This is a genomic window from Clostridium sartagoforme AAU1, from assembly GCF_000401215.1.
Classification (GTDB): Bacteria; Bacillota; Clostridia; order Clostridiales; family Clostridiaceae; genus Clostridium; species Clostridium sartagoforme.
The window spans coordinates 1-24,250 of the sequence record NZ_ASRV01000096.1; the positions used below are offsets into that span (position 1 = coordinate 1).

General features: G+C 29.4%; 25 protein-coding genes. 3 read left to right on the top strand and 22 right to left on the bottom strand.

Features of this window, described 5'->3' with window-relative positions:
* Positions 1 to 89 precede the first annotated feature (89 nt).
* The 12 genes from A500_RS07980 to A500_RS08035 all read right to left on the bottom strand — a co-directional run bounded on the left by A500_RS07980 (position 90) and on the right by A500_RS08035 (position 9,768).
* Complete coding sequence (locus tag A500_RS07980) at positions 90 to 884, bottom strand: acetyl-CoA carboxylase carboxyltransferase subunit alpha (protein WP_016207072.1); 795 nt, start codon at positions 882 to 884, stop codon at positions 90 to 92.
* Between the two features lie 2 nt (positions 885 to 886).
* A complete protein-coding gene (gene accD / locus A500_RS07985) occupies positions 887 to 1,744 on the bottom strand; it encodes an acetyl-CoA carboxylase, carboxyltransferase subunit beta (protein WP_016207073.1) in 858 nt (285 codons plus the stop codon).
* A gap of 12 nt (positions 1,745 to 1,756) precedes the next feature.
* Positions 1,757 to 3,100, bottom strand: a complete 1,344-nt coding sequence (locus A500_RS07990) for an acetyl-CoA carboxylase biotin carboxylase subunit (RefSeq protein ID WP_016207074.1) — start codon at positions 3,098 to 3,100, stop codon at positions 1,757 to 1,759.
* Between the two features lie 15 nt (positions 3,101 to 3,115).
* Positions 3,116 to 3,532, bottom strand: a complete 417-nt coding sequence (fabZ, locus tag A500_RS20355; RefSeq protein WP_016207075.1) for a 3-hydroxyacyl-ACP dehydratase FabZ — start codon at positions 3,530 to 3,532, stop codon at positions 3,116 to 3,118.
* A gap of 9 nt (positions 3,533 to 3,541) precedes the next feature.
* Positions 3,542 to 4,051: an acetyl-CoA carboxylase biotin carboxyl carrier protein gene (gene accB, locus A500_RS20360; protein ID WP_016207076.1), complete on the bottom strand. Its 510-nt coding sequence runs from the start codon at positions 4,049 to 4,051 to the stop codon at positions 3,542 to 3,544.
* Positions 4,014 to 5,255 carry a beta-ketoacyl-ACP synthase II gene (gene fabF / locus A500_RS08005; protein ID WP_016207077.1) on the bottom strand — a complete coding sequence of 414 codons (1,242 nt, stop codon included), beginning with the start codon at positions 5,253 to 5,255 and terminating at the stop codon, positions 4,014 to 4,016. Before fabF ends, accB begins: the two co-directional genes overlap by 38 nt.
* A 15-nt stretch (positions 5,256 to 5,270) precedes the next feature.
* Positions 5,271 to 6,014, bottom strand: coding sequence for a 3-oxoacyl-[acyl-carrier-protein] reductase (gene fabG, locus A500_RS08010; protein WP_016207078.1), 744 nt, complete (start codon positions 6,012 to 6,014; stop codon positions 5,271 to 5,273).
* A complete protein-coding gene (gene fabD / locus A500_RS08015; protein ID WP_016207079.1) occupies positions 6,015 to 6,959 on the bottom strand; it encodes an ACP S-malonyltransferase in 945 nt (314 codons plus the stop codon).
* Between the two features lie 12 nt (positions 6,960 to 6,971).
* Complete coding sequence (gene fabK / locus A500_RS08020; protein ID WP_016207080.1) at positions 6,972 to 7,898, bottom strand: enoyl-[acyl-carrier-protein] reductase FabK; 927 nt, start codon at positions 7,896 to 7,898, stop codon at positions 6,972 to 6,974.
* 15 nt (positions 7,899 to 7,913) lie between these two features.
* On the bottom strand, positions 7,914 to 8,141 hold the full coding sequence (gene acpP / locus A500_RS08025; RefSeq protein ID WP_016207081.1) for an acyl carrier protein: 228 nt from the start codon (positions 8,139 to 8,141) through the stop codon (positions 7,914 to 7,916).
* A gap of 12 nt (positions 8,142 to 8,153) precedes the next feature.
* Positions 8,154 to 9,131, bottom strand: a complete 978-nt coding sequence (locus A500_RS08030; protein ID WP_016207082.1) for a beta-ketoacyl-ACP synthase III — start codon at positions 9,129 to 9,131, stop codon at positions 8,154 to 8,156.
* Between the two features lie 85 nt (positions 9,132 to 9,216).
* Positions 9,217 to 9,768 (bottom strand): biotin transporter BioY, encoded by a 552-nt coding sequence (locus A500_RS08035; protein ID WP_016207083.1) that lies wholly within the window; start codon positions 9,766 to 9,768, stop codon positions 9,217 to 9,219.
* Between the two features lie 181 nt (positions 9,769 to 9,949).
* Between A500_RS08035 and A500_RS08040 the strand changes: the two genes are divergently transcribed.
* Together A500_RS08040 and A500_RS08045 are read left to right on the top strand one after the other, a co-directional pair.
* Positions 9,950 to 11,008: an NAD(P)H-dependent flavin oxidoreductase gene (locus A500_RS08040; protein WP_016207084.1), complete on the top strand. Its 1,059-nt coding sequence runs from the start codon at positions 9,950 to 9,952 to the stop codon at positions 11,006 to 11,008.
* A 448-nt stretch (positions 11,009 to 11,456) separates the two neighbouring features.
* Positions 11,457 to 12,272 (top strand): VanW family protein, encoded by an 816-nt coding sequence (locus A500_RS08045; protein ID WP_016207085.1) that lies wholly within the window; start codon positions 11,457 to 11,459, stop codon positions 12,270 to 12,272.
* Between the two features lie 190 nt (positions 12,273 to 12,462).
* On the opposite strand, the gene A500_RS08050 is transcribed toward A500_RS08045, so the two are convergent.
* The 5 genes from A500_RS08050 to A500_RS08070 form a co-directional block, all read right to left on the bottom strand.
* A complete protein-coding gene (locus tag A500_RS08050; protein ID WP_016207086.1) occupies positions 12,463 to 14,199 on the bottom strand; it encodes an oleate hydratase in 1,737 nt (578 codons plus the stop codon).
* A 233-nt stretch (positions 14,200 to 14,432) separates the two neighbouring features.
* Positions 14,433 to 15,302: an NAD(P)/FAD-dependent oxidoreductase gene (locus A500_RS08055; RefSeq protein WP_016207087.1), complete on the bottom strand. Its 870-nt coding sequence runs from the start codon at positions 15,300 to 15,302 to the stop codon at positions 14,433 to 14,435.
* A 17-nt stretch (positions 15,303 to 15,319) separates the two neighbouring features.
* Complete coding sequence (trxA, locus tag A500_RS08060) at positions 15,320 to 15,634, bottom strand: thioredoxin (protein WP_016207088.1); 315 nt, start codon at positions 15,632 to 15,634, stop codon at positions 15,320 to 15,322.
* Between the two features lie 130 nt (positions 15,635 to 15,764).
* Complete coding sequence (locus A500_RS08065) at positions 15,765 to 17,477, bottom strand: ABC transporter ATP-binding protein (protein ID WP_016207089.1); 1,713 nt, start codon at positions 17,475 to 17,477, stop codon at positions 15,765 to 15,767.
* Positions 17,478 to 17,585: 108 nt separating this feature from the next.
* Positions 17,586 to 18,008, bottom strand: coding sequence for a YaaR family protein (locus tag A500_RS08070; protein WP_016207090.1), 423 nt, complete (start codon positions 18,006 to 18,008; stop codon positions 17,586 to 17,588).
* Positions 18,009 to 18,158: 150 nt separating this feature from the next.
* Here A500_RS08070 and A500_RS08075 point away from each other — a divergent pair, with 150 nt between their 5' ends.
* Positions 18,159 to 20,783, top strand: a complete 2,625-nt coding sequence (locus A500_RS08075; RefSeq protein WP_016207091.1) for a calcium-translocating P-type ATPase, PMCA-type — start codon at positions 18,159 to 18,161, stop codon at positions 20,781 to 20,783.
* A 428-nt stretch (positions 20,784 to 21,211) separates the two neighbouring features.
* On the opposite strand, the gene A500_RS08080 is transcribed toward A500_RS08075, so the two are convergent.
* The 5 genes from A500_RS08080 to A500_RS20365 form a co-directional block, all read right to left on the bottom strand.
* A complete protein-coding gene (locus A500_RS08080; RefSeq protein WP_016207092.1) occupies positions 21,212 to 21,523 on the bottom strand; it encodes a hypothetical protein in 312 nt (103 codons plus the stop codon).
* Between the two features lie 209 nt (positions 21,524 to 21,732).
* Positions 21,733 to 22,410: an amino acid ABC transporter ATP-binding protein gene (locus A500_RS08085; RefSeq protein ID WP_016207093.1), complete on the bottom strand. Its 678-nt coding sequence runs from the start codon at positions 22,408 to 22,410 to the stop codon at positions 21,733 to 21,735.
* An 11-nt stretch (positions 22,411 to 22,421) separates the two neighbouring features.
* Complete coding sequence (locus tag A500_RS08090) at positions 22,422 to 23,063, bottom strand: amino acid ABC transporter permease (RefSeq protein ID WP_016207094.1); 642 nt, start codon at positions 23,061 to 23,063, stop codon at positions 22,422 to 22,424.
* A gap of 42 nt (positions 23,064 to 23,105) precedes the next feature.
* Entirely contained in the window at positions 23,106 to 23,813 is a 708-nt protein-coding gene (locus A500_RS08095; protein ID WP_016207095.1) for an amino acid ABC transporter substrate-binding protein, read from the bottom strand.
* Between the two features lie 5 nt (positions 23,814 to 23,818).
* The gene (locus tag A500_RS20365) at positions 23,819 to 23,989 is read right to left on the bottom strand and encodes a hypothetical protein (RefSeq protein WP_157453628.1); all 171 of its coding nucleotides are present in this window, start codon (positions 23,987 to 23,989) and stop codon (positions 23,819 to 23,821) included.
* Positions 23,990 to 24,250 lie beyond the last annotated feature (261 nt).

The window sequence follows — 24,250 nt, forward strand, 5'->3', positions numbered from 1 at the left end:
GATACCTGTTCCCTGTTACCTAAAAAAATAAAACACCTGTGCACTGTGCCTTGTGAACTGTGAACTGAAAAATGCTTCGCATTTTAAAACTAAGAGAATTTTCTAAATCTTAAATACCTCTCCTCTAAAAGAGCATCTTTAGACTTATTTTTTAATATTTTAAACTCATTTATTAATTCTTCTTTTATAGAGTTTGCTACAAATTCTATGTTCTTATGAGCTCCTCCTCTAGGTTCTTTTATTATTTTTTCAATTATACCTCTTTCTAAAAGCTCATATGAAGTAATTCCCATAATTTCTGCAACATCTTTTGATTTTGAAGGGTCTTTTAAAAGTATTGAAGCAAATCCTTCTGGAGAAAGTATTGAATAAACTGAATTTTCCAGCATCCATACTCTATCTCCACAAGCTAAGGCCAATGCCCCACCACTTCCACCTTCACCTATTATTATTGAAATTATAGGCACTTTAATTTGTGCTATTTCTATTAAGTTTCTTGCAATGGCTTCTCCTTGGCCTCTTTCTTCAGCTCCAACCCCGCAATATGCACCTGATGTATTTATAAAACAAACTATAGGTCTATTAAACTTTTCAGCTTGCTTCATTAATCTAAGGGCTTTTCTATATCCCTCTGGATGAGGAGATCCAAAATTTCTTTCCATATTTTCTTTTAAATCTTTTCCTTTTTGAATTCCTATTATAGTAATTGGATTTCCATTTAAAAGTCCAATTCCTCCTACTATAGCTTTATCGTCTTTAAAGCATCTATCTCCATGTAATTCAAAAAAGTTAGTAAATATTTTATCTATATAATCCAGTGTAGTCGGTCTTTCTACCATTCTTGCTATTACTAATCTATCGTATGCTTTAATTTTTTTATTCACAACTACACCTCCTTATTTCTATGAAATTTTAGAAGAGTTGAAAGAGCTTTTTTTAAATCTTCTCTTTTTATAATATTATCTATAAATCCATTTTCTAATAAAAATTCTGCACTCTGAAAATTTTCAGGTAGTTTTTGTTTTATTGTTCCTTCTATAACTCTTCTTCCCGCAAAACCTACTAATGCATTAGGTTCTGCTAGTATAATATCTCCAAGCATTGCGAAACTTGCTGTAACGCCTCCCGTTGTTGGGTCTGTTAAAACCGTTATATAAAGAAGTCCTTCTTTACTATGTTTGGCAAGTGCACTACTTATTTTAGCCATCTGCATCAAGGAAAAAATCCCTTCTTGCATTCTAGCCCCTCCTGAAGCTGTAAAAATTATAATAGGTAATTTTCTTTTTGTAGCTTCTTCTATTGCTAATGTTAGCTTTTCTCCTACTACAGTTCCCATACTTCCCATTAGAAAATTTGAATCCATAACTGCAATAAATGCTTTATTTCCTCCAATTTCACATTCGCCTGTTACTACTGCTTCAGAAGTTCCACTTTTTTCTTCATTAGTTTTTAATTTTTCTTCATAGTCTGGAAAATCCATTGGATTTTTTGATTTCATATATTTATTAAACTCCCTAAAAGTATCTTTATCACAAATATATGATAATCTTTCATAGCTACCTAATCTAAAATAATTATTGCAATTTGAACATATATTAAGGTTTTCTTCCAAAGACTTCTTATATAAAATTTTTCCGCATTTGCTGCATTTTATCCAAGTTCCATCTGGAACTATTGGTATATCTTTTTCTTCTTCTTGAGTTAAATTTATAACTCCATACTGTCTCTTTTTAAAAATCCCCATAATTTTCACCAACTATAATTTATATTCTTTGCTTATAAAACTAGTGTCAAAGTTTCCTAAGCGAAATTTTTCGTTATTTAAAATATCTATTTGAAATTCTATATTGTTGTCAATTCCTTCTATTACAAATTCATCTAATGCTCTAAGCATTTTATTAATAGCTTCTTCTCTATTTTTACCATAGGCAATAAGCTTAGCTATCATAGAATCATATGTTGGAGGTATAGTATATCCTGAATAAACTGCAGTATCTACTCTTATTCCATTTCCTCCTGGTAAATTTAAAAATTCTATTTTTCCAGGTGAAGGTGCAAATCCCTTTTTAGGATTTTCTGCATTTATCCTACATTCAATAGCATGACCTCTTATTTCAACTTCATTTTGAGAAAAACTTAAACTTTCTCCATTAGCAATCTTTATTTGCTCCTTTACAATGTCAATTGAAGTTATCATTTCTGTGATTGGATGTTCAACTTGAATCCTTGTATTCATCTCCATAAAGTAGAAATTATTATATTTATCTACTAAAAATTCTATAGTTCCTGCATTTACATAACTTACTGCTTTTGCTGCATTTATTGCGGCTCTTCCCATTTTAGCTCTTAGATCTCCACTTAAAATAGATGATGGAGCTTCTTCTAATACTTTTTGATTTCTTCTTTGTATAGTACAGTCTCTTTCTCCTAGATGAATAATATTTCCATGCTCATCGCCTAAAATTTGAAATTCTATATGCCTAGGATTTTCTATAAACTTTTCAATATATATTGTATCGTCACCAAAATTTATTTTAGCTTCTGATTTAGCTGTAAAATATGCATTTTCAAGTTCATCTTCTTTATGAACTATTCTAATTCCTTTTCCGCCTCCACCTAAAGCTGCCTTTATCATTACTGGATATCCTATTTCTTTAGCCTCTATATATGCCTCTTCAATACTTTTTACTATTCCATTACTTCCTGGAATTACTGGAACATCTGCATTTTTCATAATTTCTCTTGCTTTTGATTTATGTCCCATAACACTTATTGTATTACTACTTGGTCCTATAAATTTTATATTACATTCTTCACATATAGCTGCAAACTCTGCATTTTCAGATAAAAATCCAAAACCTGGATGAATTGCATTACACTTTGTTATTACTGCTGCACTAATTATGTTACTTTCATTTAAATATGAGTCCTTTGATTTAGGCTTTCCTACACAAATAGCTTCATCTGCAAGCTGAGTATGCATAGCATCTTTATCAGCCTCTGAGTAAATAGCTACTGTTTGTATTCCAAGTTCTTTACAGGCTCTTATTATTCTTACTGCTATTTCTCCTCTGTTAGCTATTAAAACCTTTCTAATCATAAAAACACCTCTTTACTACCCTACCATAAAGGTTAATTCTGCTTCACATACCTTTTTATCATTTACATATGCAATGCCTTTACCGATACCAGCTGAGCCTCTTATCTTAGTCAATTCAACTTCTAACCTTAAAGTATCTCCAGGAACAACCTTTTTTCTGAATTTAGCATTGTTTATTCCACCAAAGTATGCAATCTTTCCTTTAAATTCATCCCTTTTTAAAAGTGCAACTGCTCCAGCTTGTGCCATTGCCTCAACTATTAATACTCCAGGCATAACTGGCTCTACTGGAAAATGTCCTTGAAAAAAGTACTCATTCATCGTTACATTTTTTATTGCTACTATTTTATTATCTTCTAGACTTTCAACTCTATCTAATAATAAAAAAGGATATCTATGTGGGATTATCTCCATGATTTCTTTTATATCCAATTATTTCACCTACTTTATTTTAAATAATTCCATTCCAAATTCAACAATTTCTTCATCAGATCTTAAAACTTCTAATATTTCACAATCTTCTTCTGCTGTTATTTCATTCATTATTTTCATTGCCTCTACTATGCAAAGAACTTCTCCTTTTTTAACCTTAGTTCCTACTTCAACATAAGGCTTTCCTCCTGGAGTCCCTGAAGAATAATATGTTCCTACTAAAGGTGACTTAATACTTTTAAAATTTTCAATTTTATTAGAATCCTCTTTAGCTTCTTCTTTTTCTTCTGGTATATTGCTTGCTATTACTTTATTATCTGATGAAATTATTTCTTTAGAATTTTCTTTTAAAGATTCCTTAAAAGCTTCTTTATTTTTGCTAAGCTTTAATTTAATTCCGTCACTTTCTAATTCAAAAATTCTAAGAGAAGATTCATCTATAGATTTTATTAACTCCTTTATTTGTTCATAAGTTAACATTTTATCTTTCCCTCCATTTTTTGAATATAACTGTTCCATTATGTCCACCAAATCCTAATGAATTAGAAAGAGCATATTCTACTTCCTCTTTTTTCCCCTCATTAATAACTATATTTAAATCACATTCTTCATCTGGATTTAAATAATTTATGTTGGCTGGAATAAAGTCGTCTCCTAATGCTTTTATACATATTATTGCTTCAATAGCCCCAGCTGCTCCAAGTAAATGTCCTGTCATAGCTTTAGTTGAGCTTACATAAACTTCCTTTGAAAAATCTCCAAAAGCTTTTTTTATGGCTATTGTTTCGACTTTATCGTTTATTTCTGTAGATGTTCCATGTGCATTTATATATGAAATTTCGCTTGGAGATATATTTGCATCTTTTATTGCATCTCTCATTGCTCTATAAGCTCCATCTCCATCAGAACTTGGAGATGTAATATGATAAGCATCACAAGTTGTTCCATAACCAACTACTTCTCCATAAATTTTTGCTCCTCTTGCTAAAGCACTTTCTAAATCTTCTAATAATAATGCACCTGCACCTTCTCCCATTACAAAACCATTTCTGTCTTTATCAAAAGGTATTGATGCTCTATTTCTATCTTCACTTTTACTAAGTGCTGTTAAAGATTGAAATGCTGAAATTCCAAACTCATTTATAGATGCTTCTGATCCACCTACTATCGCACGATCTAAATAACCATCCTTTATGCTTCTATACGCTTCCCCTATACAATGAGTTGAAGTTGCGCAAGCTGTAGTAACACTTAAACAAGTTCCTAAAATTCCAAATTCTATTGCTATACTTCCTGCTGCCATGTTAGATATAGACTGTGGTATAGTTAATGGTCCAACTCTACTAGGTCCTTTTACTTCTAAAGTCCTTATTTGCTTTTCCATTGTTGTAAGTCCACCTATTCCAGAACCAAATATTACACCAAATCTCTCTCTATCTACTTTTTCTAAATCTATATTACTATCTTTTATACACTCCTTAGCTGCAACTAGTGCTAGTTGAGTGTATCTATCTAATCTTTTTGCATCTTTTTTACTTATATAATCTTCTGCTTTAAAATCTTTCACTTCTGCGGCTACTTTAACTTTGAATTCTGTTGTATCAAAAAAGGTTATATTATCTATACCATTTTTTCCTTCTTTAACAGAATTCCAAAAGCTTTCAATTGAATTACCTATCGGTGTTATAGCTCCTAATCCTGTGATTACTACTCTTCTTTTCATAAAAATTCACTCCTTTTAAAGCATAACCATTCCGCCATCTACATTTATTACTTGACCTGTAATATAGTCAGATAAATTAGATGATAAGAATAAAGCTAAATTTGCTACTTCCTTAGGGTCTCCTATTTTCTTCATAGGAATTGTTTTTAAAACTTCCTCTTTAACCTTTTCTGGAAGTACACTTGTCATATCTGTATTAATATATCCTGGTGCAATTACATTTACATTTATATTTCTAGCAGCAAGTTCTCTTGCTACAGATTTTGAAAAACCTATAACACCTGCTTTAGATGCAGCATAATTACATTGTCCTGCATTTCCTGTAACACCCACAACTGAGGATATATTTATTATCTTTCCATATCTTTGTTTAACCATTACTGCTGAGACTGCTTTAGTTGTATTGAAAGTTCCTTTTAAATTTATATCTATAACATCATTAAAATCTTTTTCACTCATTCTTATAATTAATCCATCTTTAGTTATTCCTGCATTGTTAACTAAGATATCTATTCTTTCAAAATTATTCTTAACTTCTTTTACAAAGTTACTTACTTCCTCTTCTTTACTTACATCACATTTAACTGCTAATACTTTAACTCCAAAGCTTTTTAATTCTTCTACTAGCTTTTCTATTTCTTCACTATAATTTCTATAATTAATTGCTATATTAGCTCCATTTTGTGCTAATGTTCTTGCTATTTCTCTTCCTATTCCTCTAGTTCCACCTGTTACTATTGCATTTTTATTTTTAATCATTTAAGCTTCTATCCCTTCTAATGTTTTTTGTAAAGATTTCATATCTTCAACATTATAAATTTTAACCTTAACGCCCTTTTCCCTGCTTATTTCTTTAATGAAGCTACTTAATACTCTTCCTGGTCCAAGCTCTATAAAGGTGTCAACTCCCATATTAAGCATCTTTTCTATACTTTCACTCCATCTAACAGAGGATTTTACTTGGCTAAAAAGTAATGATTTTATATCGTCTTTATCGTCTATAATCTCTGCTGTAACATTAGATATAGTTTTTACTTTAGGTTTATTAAATTTTATATTTTGAAGTTCTTCTCTAAGCTTTATTGATGCCTTTTCTAATAAGGAAGTATGAAAAGGTCCTGATACCTTAAGTTCTATAGCTCTTTTTGCTCCAGCTTCTAAGGCTAATTCCATTGCTTTTTTTACAGCTTCTTTTTCTCCACCTACTACAATCTGATTATTTGTATTGTAATTTGCAATTTCTACTATGCCATTTTCCCTAGCTTTTTCTAAAGCAGCTTTTAGTTTTTCTAGTGGTAATCCTATTATTGCTGCCATTGAACCAACTCCCACTGGAACTGCTTCTTGCATGAATCTACCTCTCTTTTTTACTAAAGCTACTGCTTCCTCAAAATTCAAGACTTCTGATGTCACTAAAGCTGAATATTCTCCAAGACTCAGCCCTGCCACCACATCAGCTTTAATTCCTTTTTCTTCAATGGCTTTTTTAGCTGCAATTGAAGTTATTAAAATAGCTGGCTGTGTATTTTCTGTAATATCTAATTCTTCTCTATTTCCATTAAATATTAAATCTTTTATATCAAAACCTAGTATATCATTTGCTTTATCAAAAACCTCTCTACATACTGAGATGTTTTCATATAAATCTTTTCCCATTCCTATATATTGAGATCCTTGACCTGCAAAAATAAATGCTGTTTTCATACTTCCTCCATTTTAAAGGTTTCTAATTATATTTTCATATTCATTAAACATTTCTTCTATAATTTCTTTAGCACTTTGCTTTTTTGAAATCATACCTGCAATTTGCCCAGCCATAAGAGATCCTTGTTCTACATCTCCGTCTTTTACAGCTTTTTTAAGAGCACCTCTTCCAATATCCTCTAATACCTCCATAGAAGCATTTTTACTTTCAAGATTTAAATATTCTCTTGCAAGTTTATTTTTTAAGACTTGAACAGGGTGTCCTGTACTTCTACCTGTTACAACTGTATCGATATCTTTGGATTTTATTACTGCATCTTTATAGTTTTCATGTATTGTACATTCAGTAGCAACTAAAAATCTTGTTCCTATTTGAATGCCACTTGCACCTAGCATAAATGCAGCTGCAACGCCTCTACCATCACCTATTCCTCCTGCTGCTATAACAGGAATATTTACAGCATCCACAACTTGTGGTATCAAAACCATTGTTGTTAACTTTCCTATATGGCCTCCAGCTTCACAGCCTTCTGCAACTACTGCATCTGCTCCAGCTCTTTCCATTCTTTTAGCTAATGCTACTGATGCTACAACTGGTATTACCTTTATTCCTGCCTTTTTCCACTTTTCAATGTACTTACCAGGATTTCCAGCTCCAGTAGTAACGACTTTAACACCTTCTTCGATAACAACATCTGATAACTCATCTGCATTTTCTGAAAGCAACATTATATTAACGCCGAAAGGTTTATCAGTTAGTTCTTTTGCTTTTCTAATTTCTTCCCTTACAACACTTACTGGAGCATTTGCTCCAGCAATTATTCCAAGACCACCTGCGTTTGAAACCGCAGCTGCTAAAGAACTATCTGCAACCCAAGCCATTCCCCCTTGAAAAATAGGGTATTTAATATTTAGCAATTTGCAAATATTGTTGTTCATGAGTTTTCCTCCACTCTATTTTTCTATAGCACTTTCTATATACTTTACTGCATCTCCTACAGTTTTTATAGTTTCAACATTTTCTACTTTTACATCAAATGCATCTTCAAGATCCATTACTACTTGGAATAAATCTAATGAATCTGCTCCTAAATCCTCTATAAAGCTAGTTTCTAACTTTACATCCTCTTCATTAACTCCTAATTGTTCTACTACTATTTCCTTAATTTTTTCAAATACCATTTTAAAATCCTCCTAAAATTTAATTAATGCTCCAGCCCAGGTTAATCCTCCACCAAAAGCTGCTATTATTATTTTATCTCCTCTTTTTATAAGGCCTTTTTCAAAAAGTTCGCTTAATGCTATTGGAATACTTGCTGCTGAAGTATTTCCATATTTATCAACATTAATATAAAACTTATCCTTATCTATATCTAATCTTCTTGCTGCTTCATTAATTATTCTTAAATTAGCTTGATGTGGAACTATATATTTTATATTTTCTATTCTTTCATCTGCTTTTTTTAACAAGTCATTAACTACATCAGGCAAAACTGATACTGCAAATTTAAAAACTTCAGCACCCTTCATTTCTATATATCTTTTTTCACTAATTTTTTCTTTAGCAAAAGGTGTATTTAGCTCTAATTGCCCTGCAACTAAGCTCTTTTCACCAAGACCTCCATCTGATGAGAAACAAGTACTAACTATTCCTTCTTCTTCATTTGAAAGCTCAATTACTGCAGCTCCTGCTCCATCTCCAAATAATATACAAGTACCTCTATCATTCCAATCAACTATTCTTGATAATACTTCTGCTCCAATTACTAATGCCCTTTTCTTATCTGTACCTTTAATCAAGCTAGATGCTACAATTAAAGAATATACAAATCCTGAACATGCAGCTGAAATATCAAAAGCAACTGCTTTATTACATCCTAATAATCCTTGAATGCTACAGGCTGTAGATGGCATTATTTTATCAGGTGAAGTTGTAGCCACAATTATTAAATCAATATCATCACTACCACAATTACTATTTTTCAACGCTGCTACTGCTGCCTTGTAAGCTAATTCTACAGTTCCTTCTCCACTGGATATTCTTCTTTCTTTTATTCCAGTTCTCTTAGTTATCCATTCATCTGTAGTATCTACTATATTTTCTAAATCTTTATTACTTATAATATTCTCTGGACAATAATGACCAAATCCAACTACTTTTACTCCTTTCATTCAACGCCTCTTTCTCAAATTATTTTTGATATGAGTAAAATATCTCATTTATCAAATATTTTTATATTCAAAGTTTTAATATATATTAAGCTACTATTTCGTGATTTAAGCTAGATGTTAATCTCACGCCTACTAAAGATGTTATTAATACTTTAACTATATCTCCTGGGATTGTTAATAAAAATCCATAATAAATAGCAAAGCTTATTGATATATTTGCTCCTAAGTAATATTTATTTATAAAATAGAAATATGGTACTCCTATTAAATAAATTACTATTACTCCTATAATATTAGCTAAAAACACATTTTTAAAACTATTTTTCTTTTTAGAAATTACTTTTCCAATTATATATGATGACAAAATAAGTCCAATTAAATAACCAAATGTAGGTTGAAATATATATTGAGGTCCTCCTCCTCTAGTAAATACAGGGATTCCTATAAGCCCTATGAGTACATATAGCAATTGTGACAAAGCTCCTTTTTTTGCACCCAATATGATAGCACTAATACTACAAAAGAAAAATTGCATTGTAAATGGTACATATGGAACTGGGATTCTAATAAATGCTCCTATCGCTGTCAAAGCTGCAAAAGTTGATATTAGAATTTTATCTTTCACTGTAAGATTCAATTAGTCACCTCCTTTCAAATATTTTGACTATCAAAGTAATATCATCATGATAATACCATTTTTTTAATTTGTCAATATTCGTAATTTATTTTTAATTATTGTATTTTTTAAAAATCTGAACTATACTATTAATAATATTTTGATTATCAAAGTATTATTTTTTATTTAAAGGAGTAAAATTATGAATATTAAACCATTAAAGATTGGTAATTTAATAGCTAAAGTTCCTATAATTCAAGGCGGAATGGGTGTCGGTGTTTCCCTTTCTAATCTTGCAGGTAATGTTGCGAAAAACGGTGCAATTGGAGTTATTTCTGCTGCTCATGCAGGTTATATGGAAGAAGATTTTGAAAGTAATACATTAAAAGCTAATCTTAGAGGATTAGCTAAACATATAAAGAGAGCTAAAGAAATAAGCTCTAATGGAATAATTGGAGTTAATGTAATGGTTGCAATGAACAATTATGTTGAACACGTAAAGGCTGCAATTGAAGCTGGTGCTGATTTAATTATATCTGGTGCTGGACTTCCATTAAATTTACCTGAAATTATAGAAGGAAGTTCTATTAAGATAGCCCCTATAGTTTCATCATCAAAAGCCGCAAAAGTAATACTAAACTATTGGAAAAAACATTTTAACAAAACCGCTAATGCTGTAATTGTTGAAGGTCCACTAGCTGGAGGTCACCTTGGATTTAAAGCTAATAACTTAAATGATGAAATTAAAAATTTCGATAATAATGTTATAAGTATTATTAAAGAAGTTAAAAACTTTGAAAATGAATTTAATACTACTATACCTGTTGTTGTAGCTGGAGGTGTATTTACTCATGATGACATGATTAAATATCTGAATCTTGGAGCTTCTGGAGTACAAGTGGCTACAAGGTTTGTAGCTACTCATGAATGTGATGCTCATATTAATTTTAAAAATGCTTATGTAAATTGTACAAAAGAAGATATTGAATTGACTATAAGTCCCGTAGGAATGCCAGGAAGAGCCATAAGAAATAAATTGACAGAAACATTAAAGAAAGAAAGAATAAAAATAACTAAATGTTATAATTGTTTAATTCCTTGTAATCCAGCCAATACACCATATTGTATAAGCTCAGCTTTAATTAACTCTGTTAAAGGTGATGTTGAAAATGGATTAGTTTTTTGTGGGGGAAATGCTCATAGAATAAATAAAATAGTTTCAGTTAAAGAACTTATAGATGAATTAATGGGAAAAATATGATTATTAATGAATAATTGATTTATTTTGCGAAGCAATTTATATAGTTCACAGTGCACAATTCACAGTTCACAGTTTTTGAAATAAAATAACAGATAACAGTTAACAGGTTATGATATGCAAAGTAATTTATAAATGAAAGAATGAAAAAATTGAGGTTGTTTTGCTACACAAAACTAACTACTGTTTCTAAGATTACCTTGAAGTAGATGTTTCTTAATTTTTAATTATAGTTTACATTTATACTTGTTACCTGATAACTGTTCCCTGTTACCTATAAAATCAAAGCAACTGTGTGCTGTACCTTGTGAACTGTGAACTGAAAAATGCTTCGCATTTTTTTATAATTATTCTCCTAATTTTAAAATTATCTTTATAAAGAATATCTACTTGTATATAAGCTTCTATTATTTTACAATTATATTGTACTATATTTTAGGAGCTGATTTTTATGGCATACGTGGAGAAAAAGCCTATTACCCGTAATAAATTAAGATTATTTTTAGGACAAACATATTATAAAATTAAGAAGTATTTTTACTGGTGGTTTTCTAAAAATTCATATTGTAAAAACATTAGCCAAAATCAATTAGATAATATAATTTTTACTCATAGCACACCACTTTTTAGAAAATTAAAGAATGTTGATATGTACTTACAACGTAATAAAGTTGAGAATTTAAAAATTGCTTTGAAAAAACTTGATGGTATTATTATTATGCCCGGGGAATATTTCTCTTATTGGAAACTTATCGGAAAGCCTAATTATAGAAAGGGCTATAAAGATGGTGTAGTTCTTTGTCCTAATGGTGACTTTAAACCGGGAGTTGGTGGTGGTCTATGTCAATTGTCAAATTTGATTTATTGGATGACATTACATACTCCCCTTACTGTAACTGAAAGGTACAGGCATAGTCATGATGTTTTTCCTGATACCAACAGAACCCAACCATTTGGTTCTGGAGCAACTTGCTTTTATAATTATTTAGATTTAGAAATTAAAAATACTACAAATAAACCTTATCAACTTAAATTGTATCTTACAAATGAAAACCTTATAGGTGAATGGCGTTCAACTGAAATGTGTAATTATAGTTATGAAATTTATGAAAAGGAACACTCAATAACTCCTGGATTTTTCGGTCATTATATTAGAAATAATGTAATATATAGAAAAACTTATAATATTGTTGGTGATGAAATTAATGATGAATATATCTCAGAAAATCACGCATTTATGATGTATCAGCCGTATCTGAGTAATTGATAATGGCTAATGCATAATTAATGTAAAAACTTGAAGAGTTTTATATTTAGTGAAAGGGTGAAAAAGTTAAGGAAAAAATCCTTAATGGATTTTTGAATAATTTTTGCTTTACACAAATTTAAATATAGGTTTTGCAGAGCAAAACATCCATAACTCTTTCACTATTAACTCTTTCTCTATTAACTTTATTTTAGCTATATGATTTTTTTATTGCTTTTAATAAGACTTTTGGATCTTTCTTATATTGAGTTACTGGAATCACCTTTTTATCTTTTACATTCAGTAAAGTATATACTGCCATTCTTGCTGCACGAACTGAATATTCCTCAGTAAACACCATATCTTCAGGAATCTCAACAAATTGACTTATCATGGCAAAGTTAGTTGAACCTTCTGGTACTACTTTAGGTCTATCACTCATTTTACGTGGTTGGAATTGAGCATCTACATATGGCATCATACATGGAATCACATTTATTACGGTATCCATTATTTCTTCTACTTTATCTTCAAAGTGTAAATGGTGTAGAAGTTCTATTAATAATTCTTCTCCAGTACACTCTCTCATTGGTTTCTTTACGTAATCGCCTACTTTATCTGTATATAATCCATATCCCCAGAAAATTGTTGTATCCATTGGTTGATTTTTAAAGTGTGGTTGAGCTGCAACAACTATGCTCATTAACCAATTCGAATCTTTGAATGTCATTAAAGCTCCACTGCCTGGTACATTCCCTGAAAATTGTTCAATTAACTTTAATAGCTTATCTCCTTTACAAGTTACGGTAAAGCTTTCCCAATTTGTTTCATCTGGATGATTGAAGAATGGTTCTGGATTTCCAAGTCCCATTTTCTTTTTAGCAACTTTTGTCCATAATTCTCCTGAAATTGGCTTGTTAGGATTATATTCTGGGGCATTCTTTAAATCTCCTAATGTTGCACTGTCTGTCATGCAAGCATTAGTCATTATACATATATCCCCATCATTTAATTCAATTATTTTTTCGCCTTCTTCATTTTCTATATGAATGGCTGTAACTGTTATTCCTTCTCCTGCTTTAAAATCTAAATCGGTTACTGTTGCATTTATACTAAAATCAACATTAAATTTATCTAAATATGCTTTTAAAGGCATTATAACTGACTCATATTGATTATATCTAGTACGAGTCACCCCTTCTAGTGTTTCAATACGTGAAAATTCAAATATCATACGTTCCATATATCTTTTAAATTCAAATAAACTAGACCATTTTTGGAAAGCAAAAGTTGTTTGCCACATATACCAGAAATTTGTTGTAAAGAAATGTGGTGTATCCTTAAACCAATCTTCTATTGTGAGATCATCTAATTTTTCTTCTGGAGTGATCATTAATTTCCCAAGTGCCATACGGTCTGCATTGTTAAATCCCATTCCTTTTACATCTTGTATAACACCGTATCTATCAATTAAACGAGCTTGTGCATGTGTTGGGTGTAAATGATCAAAGTTTAATATTTCCTCTGTAACACTCATTCCAGGCATTTCTAGTGATGGTACACTTCTTAATAATTCCCAGAAGTTTTCGTATGTTTCTTCATTTAGCATTCTTCCTCCACGACATACAAATCCATTATCAGGATCTCCCGCTCCATCATTACTTCCGCCTAAAATATTCATACCTTCTATAATGTGAATATTTTCACCTTTAAAATTACAATCTCTAACCAAGTATGCTGCCCCAGCTAAAGATGCTAAACCTCCTCCAACAAAATAAACCTGTCTTTCCTTATTATCAAAATTTTCTGTAAAGGTCTCAAATGATGATTTTTTTTCTCCATCATTTTTTAACTTTTTAGCAGCTATTGCAGCAACTGCTGCAGCTCCGGCAATAGCACCTACAGCTAATAAAGGATTTATCTTAGTATTTTTTGTTTTTTTACTCATAAAGCTATACCTCAACTTTCCTTAATGTTTTCTCTTTCTGATTAATATTATAGTTTATCCAAATTATAATGTATTTAGACAATATTTATTATTTGTCTAAATTTCTTTATTTCTTATAATTTGTTCATATTATAAATACTCTATTCATATTTATAAAAGCTAAAACCTTAAGGAAAGTTTTTCTAATACCAAAAATATACAGCATAAAAACTTAATGCTGTATATTTTTAAATTTATTTATTCTTATTTATTGAATCTAAATATTGTACTGCACTAAGAGCTGCAATATTTCCTTCTCCTGCAGATTTTATATATTGATATGGCCTACCAACGCAATCTCCAGCTGCAAAGCATCCTGGTAAATTAGTTTTCATAAGTCTATCAACTGCAATGTGGTTTTCTTCTATCTTTAATCCTGGAACTAGTTGTCCTGGGGATATTGAGTCTTTTAATATAAAGACTGCATCTGTTAATATTTCAGAGTCTTTTAAAATTAATTTATTTACTTTGTTTTCACCTATAATTTCTTTAGGCTTATCTTCTATTAATTTTATATTATCTCTTAAATTATATTTGTCTTTGTACATAGGAATATAATATATCTCACCTGCTAATTCTGAAACATAATTTGCTTCCGCTTCTGCTTCTTTATTATACCCTATTATAGTAACAGTTTTTCCTTTATATAAAGGGGCATCACAGGTTGCACAATATCCAACTCCCCTACCTAAATACTTTTCCTCGCCTTCAATAGGTTTTGTGTATTCTATTCCTGTTGCTAAAATAATAGACTTTGCTTCAAAAGTTTTATCATTTGCCATTAAAGCAAAATATTCTCCCATTGCATATATATTATTTATTCTTTCTTCCGTTATTGCAATATCCATAGCTTTTATATGCTCTTGAAATCTTTCCTTAATGCCTTCTCCTGTTAAGCCATAAAACCCTAAATAATTATTTACTTTAGGTGCTTTAGCAAGTTTATTGCTCAAATTATTGTTTCCAAAAATGATAAATTTCTTATTTCTTATTTTTGCATTTAATGCTGCTGATAATCCAGCTGGACCACTACCTACTATTGCAATATCATATCTTTCGCTCAATTTTCTACCTCTTCTTATTATAGATGTTTAATGATAGCATCCTTTAAAGAATCCTTTGGCATAAAACCAACTAAGGTATCTACAGGTGTACCATTTTTAAATATCATTAAAGTTGGAATACTTAATATTTGATATTTATTTGCTAAATTTGCATTTTCATCTACATCTATCTTTACAAATCTTGCATTAGTTATTTCTGTTGAAACTTCTTCTATTATAGGAGCAATCATTTTACAAGGATTACACCAAGTTGCCCAAAAATCTACTAATACAACTCCTTCATAATTTAATACTACTTCATTAAAATCTGTTTCTGATACGTGTTGAACCATATAAATCCGCCTCCCGATATACCCCCTAAGGGTATGATTATATTTTAATTTTATACAATTATTTTATTATAGTCAATACTTTATAAAAGATTATATAATTTATTTTCTCCAACTTATAGATTTATATTATTTATTTTTTTAAATGTAAAAATTGAGATTCATATAGTTCTTTATATAAACCTTGCTCTTTAAGCAACTCTTCATGACTTCCTTTTTCTTCGATTCCTTTATCTGTTAAAACTAAAATTTCATCCGCATTTTTTATTGTAGATAGTCTATGGGCAACAACTATAGTTGTTCTGCCTTTACAAAGTTCCTCTAAGGATTTTTGTATCATATATTCAGTTGTATTATCTAAAGCTGATGTTGCCTCATCTAAAATCAATATAGGTGGGTTTTTTAAGAATACTCTCGCTATTGATATTCTTTGTTTTTGTCCCCCTGAAAGCTTGACCCCCCTTTCCCCTATATAAGTATCATATCCTTCTGGTAATGTCATTATAAATTCATGTATATTTGCTCTTTTAGCAGCTTTTACTACTTCTTCATCACTTGCATCATGCTTACCATATAATATATTATCTTTTATTGTTCCTGTAAATAAGAATACATCTTGTTGTACTATACCTATATTTTTTCTTAAAGATTCTAATTTTGTATCATATATACTTATATCATCAATATAAATATTTCCTTCTGTAGCATCATAGAATCTAGGAATTAAATTACAAAATGTAGTTTTACCTCCACCTGAAGGCCCTACTAATGCTAGCATTTTCCCTTGTTCTATATCTAGATCTATTCCTTCTAAGATATTTTTTTCATCATAACTAAAATGAACATTATCAAACTTTATATGCCCTTTTACATCTTTCAATTCTAGATTTCCATCATTCTCAATTTCTTCATCTATAATAGATATAAATCTTTTAAACCCAGTCATTCCATTTTGATATTGCTCCATAAAGTTAACTAATTTTTTAATTGGTTGAGTAAATAACTTTATATATAAAAGATATGCAAAGAAGTCTCCCAAATTTATAATATCTAAGTATGTGAATACTCCTCCAGCAATTAAAACTACATAATCTAAAATATCTATTCCAAAGCCAACACCTGCAAAATATTCAGCCATAACTTTATATGCTCTAGATCTAGCATTTTTAAACTTATTATTTCCATGTTCAAACTTATCTATTTCATGTTCATGAGAAACAAAAGCTTTAGTTATTCTTATACCTGAAAGTGAGTTTTCTAAATTAGAGTTTACTGCGGATGTTTCAACCCTAGTTTCCATAAAAGCACTCATCATTCTATTTTTTTGCTTTAATGTAAATAAAACTATAAATGGAATAAATGCAAATATAATAAGTGTTAGTGGAATATTTATTGTACTTAACACTACGAATGAGCCAATTAACATAACAAGAGAAATAAATAAATCTTCTGGCCCATGGTGAGCAAGTTCTGATACTTCCATAAGATCATTTATCATTCTACTCATTAAATCTCCTGTTTTATTGTTATCAAAATAACTATTAGGTAACTTTTGCAAACGCAAGAACATATCTTTTCTCATATCTCCCTGCATATGTACTCCCATAACATGTCCATAGTATTGCATAAAGTATCCACACCCTGCTTTTACTACATATATTATTAATAAAGTAATCCCAAATACAACTAGCATTCTAAGATTTTTATTGGGAATACTATCATTTACTAATGTTCTTGTCATCATAGGATAAACAAGGTCACATGCTGCTGCTATAAATGCAGCAGCCATATCTAAGAAAAATAATTTTTTATATGGCTTATAATAACTAATAAATCTCTTTACCATAAATAACCTCCTATTATTACTACATTAATTTTTATTATTCTTTAATAATAGCCCTATTGATAATTATTTTCAAGAAGTCTTTGATATTTTGAAATATTTTATTGAATTTTATCTATATATATCTACTATTAATCCTTGAATTTCATCAATTGATGAAGCTATATTTAAGTTTTCTCCTTCTCCATTTAAAAGAGATTTAGTTAAATCTTCAAGTTTTTGATCTATTGTATCTATTGTTATAAAATATTGAGTTTGCCAAAAACTAATATCCTTTTTTGTATCATACATAAATTTTAAAATTGATTCTAAATATTCCTTTATTAGCTTTTTATAAGCTATTACATCTCCATATGTTTTTGTAATTACTAATCTATTTCCCTTTTTATGAATATTTTCAATCATTTCCTTCAATTGCTCTTCTGATTTTCTTTCTCTAGCTTGATTAAAGCTTTGGGAAAAGTCTCTTTTTTCTGAAATCACTTTTGTATCTTGCTTCACAGGAGCTTTTCTATTAATTCTTCCTATTTCCATACTACTCACCCTTTCTCTAAAGATTATTATATCATTATTTAGAAAATATTTTCTCACTTTTTTTCCCATGTATTAATATTATTAAAAGTAATCATGATATACTTATATAGAGATTTTATTTTACAATTTTTAGAAGTGGGAGGAATTTTTATGTGGTTTAATGAAAGTTCAGAAGAAATAGTAAAGACTTTATCTTCTGATATTATTAATGGTCTTTCTTCAGAAGAAGTAAAGATAAGATTAGAAAAGGATGGCTTAAATAAACTTCAAGGAAAAAAGAAAAAATCTTTTTTACAACTTTTTATTTCGCAAATTAACGATATTATGATTTATATTTTATTAGTTGCAGCCATAATTTCTGCTATCGTTGGCGAAATAAGTGATGCAATAATAATTCTTTTTGTAATATTTATTAATGCAATAATAGGAGTTATTCAAGAATCTAAAGCTGAAAAAGCCTTAGAAGCTTTAAAAAATATGTCCACCCCTAAAGCTCTTGTTAAAAGAGATGGTCAAATTATTGAAGTTTCATCAGAGGAAGTTGTTGTTGGAGATATTGTTGTAATTGATGCTGGAAGATATATTCCGGCTGATTTAAGATTAATTGAAACTGCTAATTTAAAAATTGAAGAATCAGCATTTACAGGTGAATCTGTACCTTCTGAAAAAAATTCTGATATTATAGCTGAAGAAAATAATGTCCCTATTGGTGATCAGCACAATATGGCTTTTATGTCTACTCTAGCCACCTACGGTAGGGGTCTCGGCATTGTAATAGCTACAGGAATGAATACTCAAATAGGCAAAATAGCTAAAATGTTAGATGCTGAAGAAGAAAATATAACTCCTCTTCAAAAAAAGTTAGCTCAACTTGGTAAAATTTTAGGCTTTATGGCAGTAGGAATATCTATAATTATGTTTATAGTTTCTATGTTTCAAGGAAGAGATTTTCTTGAAATGTTCATGACATCTATAAGCTTAGCTGTTGCTGCTATTCCTGAAGGCCTACCTGCAATAGTTGCTATTGTACTTGCTCTTGGCGTCCAAAGAATGATAAAAGAAAATGCAATTATTAGAAAACTGCCTTCTGTTGAAACATTAGGTTCTGTTAATATAATCTGCTCTGATAAAACTGGTACATTAACAATAAATAAAATGACAGTAAAAAAATATTATGTTAATGGAGAAATTAATACATTAGATGAAATTAATCTTAATAATGATGAAAGTAAGATTTTAGTTCATGGTATGATTTTATGTAACGATGCTACTTCTAAAAGCGGAGTACAAACTGGTGATCCTACAGAAGTTGCTTTAATTGATGTAGGAAATAAATTAAATATATTCAAGGAAGATTTAAACACTTCTCATGAGAGAGTAAATGAAATTCCTTTTGATTCTGATAGAAAGCTTATGACAACAGTAAATAGTTATAATAATGCTTTTACCGTTTTTACTAAGGGGGCTATAGATAGTATTTTAAAAATATCTAATAAAATATTGGTTAATGGAGAAATTAAAGAATTTACTAATGAAGAAAAAAATAAAATTCTTTCAGCTTCAAATATAATGTCTGATGATGCTTTAAGAGTTTTAGCTTTAGGTTATAAAAATATAGAAAATGAACATGTTGCTATAGATGAATTGGAAGAAAATCTAATCTTTGTAGGCTTTATGGGTATGATAGATCCTCCTAGAGAAGAAGTAAAAGGCTCAATTCAAGTTAGTAAGAATGCTGGTATTAGAACTATAATGATAACAGGCGATCATAAAAATACAGCTGTTGCTATTGCCAAAGAACTTGGTATAGCTAATGATATATCTGAAGCTATGTCTGGAAGTGAAATAGATAGTTACTCAGATGAGGAATTTACTAAAATAGTTAATAATTATAGAGTTTTCGCTCGTGTATCTCCTGAGCATAAAGTTAAAATTGTAAAAGCCTTTAAATCTCATGGAAATATAGTTTCTATGACAGGTGATGGTGTTAACGACGCCCCATCTTTAAAAGCAGCAGATATAGGTGTTGCAATGGGAATTACAGGAACTGATGTTGCAAAGGGTGCTGCTGATATGGTTTTAACAGATGATAACTTTACTACAATTGTCAAAGCCGTTGAAGAAGGAAGAAATATATTTAATAATATAAAAAAATCTATTCTATTCTTATTAAGCTGTAACTTAGGAGAAGTTGTTGCTTTATTTGTTGCAATATTATTAAATTGGGCTTCACCTTTATTACCTATACACATTCTTTGGGTAAATCTAATTACAGATAGTTTCCCTGCTCTTTCTTTGGGTGTTGATCCTGGAGATAAAAGTGTTATGGATGTTCCTCCAAGAAATCCAAAGGAAAGCTTATTTGCAGGTAAAATGGGGAAACTATTAATAATAAATGGTATCCTAATAGGTATAACAACTTTATTTGCTTTTGTACTTGGAGAATACTTATATCCAGAATCATTAAGACACGCTCAAACAATGGCATTTGTAGTTCTTAGTGTTTCACAATTATTTTATTCTCTTGCTATGAGAAATGAAACTAAATCCTTATTCCAAGTTGGAATACTAAAAAACAAATGGTTAATTGCATCAGTGTTATTTGGAATACTATTACAATTCATTATAATAACAATACCATTCACTGCAGAAATCTTTAAAGTCTATTCACTAGAATTTAAAGATTGGGTAATAGTTATCTTAATTTCATTAATTCCATTTGTTGTTAACGAAATAATTAAAATATTCTTTAGAATGAATGAAAGAAAAAAATAAAAATTTATTACTAAATTTAAAATTGAAATATAAAGGCGAAGATAAATAGATATACTCCATAAGCTAAATAGCTGCGCAAAGAAGTACTAAGCTCGGAAAAACCACTATGCCAAGAGTTTTGGTTAAACTCACTACGCTCAAACAAACCAACAACACTAAGGCATAGTAGTTCTTCCTTCACCAAGTACTTCTAATTGCTCACTATATACTTATTTCACATATTCTATTTATCTTCGCCAACTTATATTAAGAACTTAAAATAATATTGAATCAAATTTAATTATTATTCATATCTATATTAATTTTATTATCATCAAGGAATTGTCTTAAAACCTTTATAAATTTATTATAATCAGTACAGTTAAAGTACATAAAACTATCTCCACCATGATGAAAATATATTAACTTAATCTTGTCTTTATGATTTACTAATTTAACCTTATTAACTTTATTCCATCTACAAGAATCACCTTTAATTCCGATAACCCTTGATTTGTAATACCCTTTCTAGAAAATGCTCCTAGTAAAAATAGTATTGAATACATTATTCCAGATATTAGTTCATTTGTATTGGTATAATAAAAAAAGTTAACTATTAAAATAAAAACCGATGCCGACAACATAATTACGCAATATACCTTATTAATTGAAGCTTTAATCAAATAAAACTTCTGTCCAATTAATGTAATAAAAATTAATGCAGAAACTAAGATTATATCAAAATTATCATGAATCTTCATAACAAAATACCTCTTTTATAAATTCTATAATTCTTATTATATATACTTATTTTCCCATCATCAATCATAAGTTAAATATTAATAAAAGAAAAAACCGTTCCTAAGATTTTTTACTTAAGCACAGTTTTAATTTACAAATATTTAATTCCATAACTCAGCTCGCCTGAGTTATTTCCTCAATTCTTCATTCTTCATTTTTAACTATTAATTTAAAATATGTTTCCTTCTTCCAAAATTCCATCCTTCATTGAATATATCTTGTCAGCCACTTTTTCTGCAAAACTCATATCATGTGTTATTATAAGCATACTCATTCCATCCTTTGCAAGGCTTCTTATTAAAGTTGCGACTTCTCCTGTTAATCCAGGATCTAAGGCTGAAGTTGGTTCATCAAAACACATAAGCTTTGGATTTAATGCTAAGGCTCTCCCTATTGCAACTCTTTGTTTTTGCCCTCCAGATAACTCATATGGATAGTTATTTATTTTATCACTTAATCCTAGAAATCCTAGAATCTCTTTAGCATTTTTCTTTGCATTTTCTTCGCTTTGTTTTAAAACCCTTTTAGGAGCTTCTATTAAGTTTTCTAAAACACTCATATGTGGGAATAAGTTGAAGTTTTGAAATACTAAGCCTATTTCTCTTCTTGCTTCATTAAATTCTTCTTTCCCTTTATAAACCCCATTTTCACATAAAAACTTATTATCTATTTCCATGCTTCCTGCATCACAAAACTCTAATCCATTTACACATCTTAATAAAGTTGTTTTACCACCACCAGAAGGACCAACTATTACTGCTATTTCTCCACTTTTTATTTCTAAATCTATTCCTTTTAAAACTTCAAGCTTTCCAAAGTTTTTCTTTAACCCTTGAATCTTTAGCATAACTTTTCCTCCTATTCATAGTAATTAAACTTCTTTTCAATAAATTCTAAAACTTTTGTTATTATTCCATTAAATATTAAATAAACTACTGCTACAACTACAAAAGGCATTATAGATGAAAGCCTGTTTGAAGCTATTTTAGCTATCTTTAAAAGTTCATCTAATCCTACCACATAAATTAAAGCTGTATCTTTGACTAAAGTAACAACTTCACTTGCTACTGGTGGAAATATTTTCTTTAATGCTTGTGGCATTATAATTCTAAAAAATGTGTCTTTTTTACTTAAGCCTAATACTTCTGCACCTTCAAATTGACCTTTATCTATAGATAATATTCCCGCCCTAAATATTTCTGCAAAATATGCTCCGTAGTTTAAAACCATAGCTAATATTGCTGCTGGAAATCTAGGAATACTTATATTTAATAAAGGTAACCCAAAAAATATAAATAATATTTGTAAAAGTAAAGGTGTTCCCCTTAATATTAATACGTAAGCACCTGTTATTGATTTTAAAATACTTATTTTAGAAATCCTTCCTAGTGCAATAATAACTCCTAATGGAATAGAGAAAATAAGAGTAATTGCAAATATTTCTATTGTTACTTTTAATCCCTCTAAAGCCTGTGGAATAAAAGTTATTATTTCGTTCATTAATTCCAAAGTAAACACCTCTTTCTTAGTCATTTTATAATTTTATTTAGCTATTATATTATCTCCAAACCACTTTTTAGAGATTTCTCCTGCTTTTCCTTCTTGAACTAATTCATCAAAAGCTTTATTAAATGCTTCTACTAATTCTTTATCATCTTTTCTCATACCAACAGCATAAGCTTCTTTTCCAAAATCATCTTTTAACACTTTATACTTATCAGCACCTCTTTGATTTATATAATATTTAGCTAATATTTCATCAGCAACAACTGCATCCAATCTACCTGCTTCTAAATCCATTAAAGCTTCATTATTAGTTTCAAATGTAACTATTTTGCTATCCTTAAAAGTATCTACTATATTTCCATCAGCTTCAATTGCATCAACAGCACTTGATTGATTTTGTGCGCCTACTCTTGCTCCATTCAAATCTTCTTTTGAATTAATTTTTGAATCTGATAATGTTATTATAACTTGTCTATTATTTAAATATTCTTTTGAAAACTCGACTTTTTCTTTTCTTTCGTCTGTTACACTATATCCATTCCATATAAAATCTATATTACCGTTATTAAGTTCAGTTTCTTTCATACTCCAATCTATTGGCTGAAATACTATTTTCTTTCCTAATTTTTTTTCCATTTCTTTAGCAAGATCTATATCAAACCCTGTATATTCTCCATTTTCATCTTTAAATCCCATTGGCACAAATGTATCATCAAATCCTAATACTAGTTCATCCTTATCCATAGAATTCACTGTTTTTTTTCTGTACAAGATATCATTGCAAAAGATACTAATATTAATAAATACCCCACTAATAATTTTTCATCATTTTCATATATAAAATCCCCCTTTTTATGCTTTACATTATTTATATTTCTTTCTTTATTTAATACTTTATCATAGTAAAGTATTAAAGTCAAATAAAAAATACGACATTTTAAATATCGTATTTTTTATTTTTATATAAATTACTTAAATACTATCAATTTCAAAGATAATTTATGAAAATGTATAATATTTATTATAACTTTCATAATTGTTTTTTTAAAATATATATCATATATGATGTTATAGGAATTATAGCTATCCAATAAAAGGTTCCTATTTGTAACTCTTGTAATTTAATTAAATGTCTGTATAGTATTATACTTGAATAAATGAAATCTATAAATATAGTTAAT